We start from the raw sequence: 5,503 nt of genomic DNA on the forward strand, positions 1-5,503 counted from the left end.
CCCGGGCATCCATGTCGTTCCAAGTCCGCTGAACGGCGTGGATGGCCGGGACAGGCCCGGCCATGACGACTTGGAAATAGCCGAGCACACGACCCGATTGTCGAACGAGATCCGCCTGCCGCAAGCGCGGTAAGAGCCGCCCTACCGCGCCCCCGCCTCCCGCATCTCCAGCATCTTGATGCGCGCATCGGCGCGCCGCAGGCGGCGGCACAGTTCGCGATTGATGTTCTGCATCACGATGACATAGGCGCGGATGTCGGCCTTGTAGAACGCATAGAGCTGTGGCGCCGTGAGCTCGTACAGCAGGGCCGGCGTCTCCGCGATCACCGTGGCGGACCGGTTCTGCATCTCCAGCAAGGTCATCTCGCCGAAGAAATCGCCGGGCTGCAGGCTCGACATGTGGATCGCGCCACCGCTCTCCAGGCGCTCGCTGACCTCGAGCGTGCCACTGTGCACGACGAACATCGAGCGGCCCGCCTCACCCTCGGCGACGATGACGGCGGCGCGCTCGAACTCGCGCACGCCCAGCATCGAGATCAGCAGGTCGAGGCTCGCATCCGACAGGCCGCCGAAGAACGGCGTGGCGAGCAGGAATGCTTTCAGGTCGGGCGAGCTGACAGCCATGGCCGCAGTATAGGCTCGCGCCCGGCCGCCACAAGCAGGCATGGCCCCCCCTCGCCGGCGTCACATCACCTCTGACACTTCGGGCACCAGAACGTCGAGCGCCCGTTCTGCACGAAGCGCTTGACCACGCCCTCGCAGCCGTCGGTCCGGCACGGCTCGCCTTCGCGGTCGTAGACCTGGAACGAGTGCTGGAAATAGCCGAGCTCGCCGCTGGTCTGGCGATGGTCGCGCAGCGAGGAGCCGCCGGCGCGGATGGCCTCGTTCAGCACGGTGTGGATGGCCTCGACCAGCCGCCTCGCGTGGTCCGTCGGCTCGCCCTTCTTCGTCGCCAGCGTCGCCGCCAGGCGGCGCGGCGACAGATGCGCGCGGAACAGCGCCTCGCAGACATAGATGTTGCCGAGCCCGGCGACGACGCGCTGGTCGAGCAGCGCCGCCTTCAGGCTGGTCTTCTTGCCGACACAGGCGCGCGCCAGCATCGCGGCGTCGAATTCATTGCCGAGCGGCTCGGGCCCGAGATCCTTCAGATGCGGCTCGCGCTCGATCTCGCCGCGGCCGATGATCTTCATGAAGCCGAAGCGGCGCGGATCGTTGAACACGATGTCGGCACCCGACGACATGTGAAACACGACATGGTCGTGCACGCTGTCCTTGCCGCGCGGATAGTGAAACTCGCCCGGCGTCTCCTCATGCTCCGGCTTGATCACGCGGAACGAGCCGGACATGCCCAGATGCATCAGGAGCACGTCGCCCGAGCCGAGATCGGCGAGCAGATATTTGGCGCGCCGGCCAAGCCCGGTGACGGTCTGACCCTGCAGCCGCTTCGCAAAATCGGGCTGAAACGGAAACCGCAGGTCGCCGCGCCGCGCCTCCGCGGTGACGATCCTGGCCCCCTCCATGACCGGCTGCAGCCCGCGCCGGACGGTCTCGACTTCGGGCAGTTCAGGCATGCCGCTTCAATTCACCTTTTGCGTCCACGACCATTCACCTTGTCCGGCTGACGTGATAGCGCCTTGGCCGCGACAGCGCTATGGTGCCGTATCGGAGTAAGGGTGATGGATCAGCCGGACCAAACCACTCATTTCGGCTTCAGAGATGTGCCTCTGGGCGAGAAGCAGACGCTGGTGAACGACGTGTTTCACAGCGTGGCCTCCCGCTATGACCTGATGAACGACCTGATGTCGGGCGGACTGCACCGCGTCTGGAAGGACATCATGATCAACACGCTGAACCCGCCGAAAAGCGATGCGCCGTTCGCGCTGCTCGACGTGGCCGGCGGCACCGGCGACATCTCGTTCCGCGCAGCGAAGAAGGCCGGCGCCGGCTTTCATGCGACGGTCTGCGACATCAATGGCGACATGCTCGAGGTCGGCCGGCAGCGCGCGCTGAAGCAGTATCTCGACGACAGGGTGTCGTTCGTCGAGGGCAATGCCGAGACGCTCGCCTTCCCCGACCGCTCCTTCGACGCCTATACGATCGCCTTCGGCATCCGCAACGTGCCGCAGATCGACCTGGCGCTGGCCGAAGCCTATCGCGTGCTCAAGCATGGCGGCCGCTTCCTGTGCCTCGAATTCTCGACCGTCGAGGTGCCCGGGCTCGACAAGCTCTACGACCTGTTCTCCTTCAACGTCATTCCGCAGCTCGGCCGTGCCGTGACGGGTGACGCCGAGTCCTATCGCTACCTCGTCGAATCCATCCGCCAGTTTCCGCGCCCCAACGCCTTCGCCGAGATGATCTCGGCGGCCGGCTTCTCCCGCGTGTCCTGGCAGACCCTCTCCGGCGGCATCGTCGCGCTTCATTCCGGCTGGCGTTTGTGATCTCTGCACTGACACATATCTCGCGGCTCGCCCGGGCCGCCCTGGTGTTCGCGCGCGAGGGCGTGTTCGGCGTCGTCGATCCCAGCCTGGTCGGACCGCCCGGACAGCTCGCGCTGAAGCTCGCGCGACTCGTCGAGCGGCCCGGCGCCAAGTCGGGACCACGGCTGTCGCGCGCGCTGGAGCGGATGGGCCCGGCCTATCTCAAGCTCGGCCAGTTCCTGGCGACGCGGCCTGACGTCGTCGGCGTCGTGATGGCGCGCGACCTGGAATCGCTGCAGGACCGGTTGCCGCCGTTCCCGCAGGCCGAGGCGGAAGCCGTCATCGCCACCGCGCTCGAACGGCCGATCAGCCAGCTCTACACCTCGCTGGGTCCGCCGGTGGCGGCCGCCTCGATCGCGCAGGTTCACCGTGGCGAGGTCGAGCGCGACGGCATCCGTCATCCCGTGGCGGTGAAGGTGCTCCGGCCGAACGTCTCGGCGCGCTTCCGCCGCGACCTCGCCGATTTCTTCTTCGTCGCCGAGAAGGCTGAGGCGCATTCCGCCGAGGCGCGGCGCCTGCGGCTGGTCGAGGTCATCAACACGATGTCGCGCTCGGTCGCGATGGAGATGGACCTCCGGCTCGAAGCCGCCGCGCTGTCGGAGATGGCGGAGAACATCAAGGACGATCCCGACTTCCGCGTGCCCGCGGTGGACTGGGATCGCACCGCCAACAACGTCCTCACCATGGAGTGGATCGACGGCATCGCGCTGAACGATCACGCCCGGCTGGCACAGGCCAATGTCGACCTGCCCGATGTCGGCCGCAAGGTGATCCAGAGCTTCCTGCGCCACGCGCTGCGCGACGGCTTCTTCCATGCCGACATGCATCCGGGCAACCTGTTCCTGGACAAGCAGGGCCGGCTGGTCGCGGTCGATTTCGGCATCATGGGCCGGCTCGGCATGAAGGAGCGGCGCTTCCTCGCCGAGATCCTGCTCGGCTTCATCACCCGCGACTATCGCCGCGTCGCCGAGGTGCATTTCGAGGCCGGCTACGTGCCGCCTCATCATTCGGTGGAGAATTTCGCGCAAGCCATCCGCGCCATCGGCGAGCCGATCCACAACCGGACGGCCGAAGAGATCTCGATGGCCAAGCTCTTGACCCTGCTGCTGGAGGTCACCGGCCTGTTCGACATGCGGACCCGGCCGGAGCTGATCCTGCTGCAGAAGACCATGGTGGTGGTCGAGGGCGTCGCGCGCGGATTCGATCCCAAGCTCGACATCTGGAAGGTCGCCGACCCCGTGGTGCGCGAATGGATCGAGCGCAATCTCGGCCCGCTCGGCCGCATCGAGGGTGCCGTCACCGGCATCGGCGAGCTGGCCCGTATCACGTCCACTCTGCCGGTGCTCGCCGCCCGCGCCGCGGCCGTGCTGGAGAACCTGGAGACGATGACCCGCGACGGCCTCCGCCTGTCGCCCGAAACCATCGCCGCCATGGGCCGCACCGAAGGCAAGAAGAGCCGCTGGCGCGCCATCGCCCTGTGGGTCATCGCGCTGACCTTCATCGGCATCCTGTTCGCGGTGCTGCGGCTGTAAAGCCGCGATACCGATGCCCACTCCCAAGAGGTCATTCCGGGGCGCCCGCTAGGGCGAGCCCGGAATCCATATCCCGAGCGGTGGTGTGACGAAGACAGGCGCCGTCTCGATCTCGCGGCCCGCAGCCTTTCGTGCTTACGGATTCCGGGCTCGCGCTGCGCGCGCCCCGGAATGACGGTGACTGAGAGCTGGGCTGACCCCACAGGCGTTCCGGGCACTGATTGCACTGCCATCAATTTCTGCTAGCATTGCATTCACAACGACAATGCTGGGGAGGCGGTGATGGCCAGCCTGACCATCCGCAAGCTCGACGATTCGCTGAAGACCTATCTCCGGCTGCGCTCGGCGCAGAACGGGCGATCTGTCGAGGAGGAGGTTCGCGTCATCCTGCGCGCGCTGATCGAGCCGGTCGATCCGTCCGAGCCGCCCTTGTCCGCACCCGCTCCGGCCGTCCCACCTGAGCCGCTCGTGCCGCAGCCCGGCCTCGCCCGCGAGGCGCGCGTCACCCTGATCATCGGCGGCGGCATTGCCGCGTACAAGTCGCTCGACCTGATCCGGCGCTTGAGGGAGCGCCACATCCAGGTCCGCTGCGTCATGACCAAAGCGGCGACGCAGTTCGTCACCGAGCTGGCGGCCTCGGCGTTATCAGGCGACCGCGTCTTCACCGACCTGTTCGACGCGCGCAGCGAGTTCGACGTCGGCCACATCCGGCTGGCGCGCGACTGCGATCTCATCGTGGTCGCGCCGGCGACCGCCGACCTGATGTCCAAGATGGCGCAAGGTGCCGCCGACGATCTCGCCAGCGCGATCCTGCTCGCCGCGAGCCGGCCGATCCTGCTGGCGCCGGCGATGAACCCGATGATGTGGAGCAACCCGGCGACCCGCCGCAACGCGGCGACCCTGCAGCGCGACGGCATCCAGATGATCGGCCCCAACGCCGGCGAGATGGCCGAGAAGGGCGAGGCCGGTGTCGGCCGCATGGCGGAGCCGACCGAGATCGCGGAGGCCGTGGTCGCGATGTTGAAGCCGCCGATGCCGCGTCCGCTCGCGGGCCGCCGCGTGCTGATCACCGCCGGCCCGACCCACGAGCCGATCGATCCCGTCCGCTACATCGCCAACCGTTCGTCCGGCAAGCAGGGCTTTGCCATCGCCGCCGCCGCGCCAGCCGCCGGCGCCGACGTGCGGCTGATCGCGGGGCCGGTCGACCTCGCCGATCCCAAGGGCGTCCGGGTCACGCATGTCGAGTCGGCGCGGCAGATGCTCGACGCCGTCGAGGCCGAGCTGCCCGCCGATGTCGCGATCTTCGCGGCGGCGGTGGCCGACTGGCGCGTCGCCAATGAAGGCGGCCAGAAGCTGAAGAAGACGGACAAGGCGATCCCGCCGCTGCAGCTGGTCGAGAACCCCGACATCCTCGCCACCATTTCGAAGCTCAAGGAGAAGCGTCCCGGCCTCGTGGTCGGCTTCGCGGCGGAGACGGAACATCTGATCGACAAT

At 67.6% G+C, this 5,503-nt stretch carries 5 protein-coding genes; 3 read left to right on the forward strand and 2 right to left on the reverse strand.

What is annotated here, in order from left to right; all coding sequences use genetic code 11:
• Positions 1–141: 141 nt before the first annotated feature.
• Both BRAS3809_RS32580 and mutM read right to left on the reverse strand, forming a co-directional pair.
• Complete coding sequence (locus BRAS3809_RS32580) at positions 142–624, reverse strand: Crp/Fnr family transcriptional regulator (protein ID WP_008966268.1); 483 nt, start codon at positions 622–624, stop codon at positions 142–144.
• Positions 625–689: 65 nt separating this feature from the next.
• Positions 690–1,571 (reverse strand): bifunctional DNA-formamidopyrimidine glycosylase/DNA-(apurinic or apyrimidinic site) lyase, encoded by an 882-nt coding sequence (gene mutM, locus BRAS3809_RS32585; RefSeq protein WP_008966269.1) that lies wholly within the window; start codon positions 1,569–1,571, stop codon positions 690–692.
• A 105-nt stretch (positions 1,572–1,676) separates the two neighbouring features.
• Here mutM and ubiE point away from each other — a divergent pair, with 105 nt between their 5' ends.
• From ubiE to coaBC, 3 genes are all read left to right on the forward strand, one after another.
• Complete coding sequence (gene ubiE, locus BRAS3809_RS32590; RefSeq protein ID WP_008966270.1) at positions 1,677–2,438, forward strand: bifunctional demethylmenaquinone methyltransferase/2-methoxy-6-polyprenyl-1,4-benzoquinol methylase UbiE; 762 nt, start codon at positions 1,677–1,679, stop codon at positions 2,436–2,438.
• A complete protein-coding gene (gene ubiB / locus BRAS3809_RS32595) occupies positions 2,435–4,009 on the forward strand; it encodes a 2-polyprenylphenol 6-hydroxylase (protein WP_008966271.1) in 1,575 nt (524 codons plus the stop codon). The genes ubiE and ubiB overlap by 4 nt, the downstream gene beginning before the upstream one ends.
• A gap of 282 nt (positions 4,010–4,291) precedes the next feature.
• Positions 4,292–5,503, forward strand: a 1,212-nt coding sequence (coaBC, locus tag BRAS3809_RS32600; RefSeq protein WP_035660077.1) for a bifunctional phosphopantothenoylcysteine decarboxylase/phosphopantothenate--cysteine ligase CoaBC, incomplete at its 3' end; no start/stop codon positions are given.

It is taken from the genome of Bradyrhizobium sp. STM 3809 (genome assembly GCF_000239795.1).
Lineage (GTDB): Bacteria > Pseudomonadota > Alphaproteobacteria > Rhizobiales > Xanthobacteraceae > Bradyrhizobium.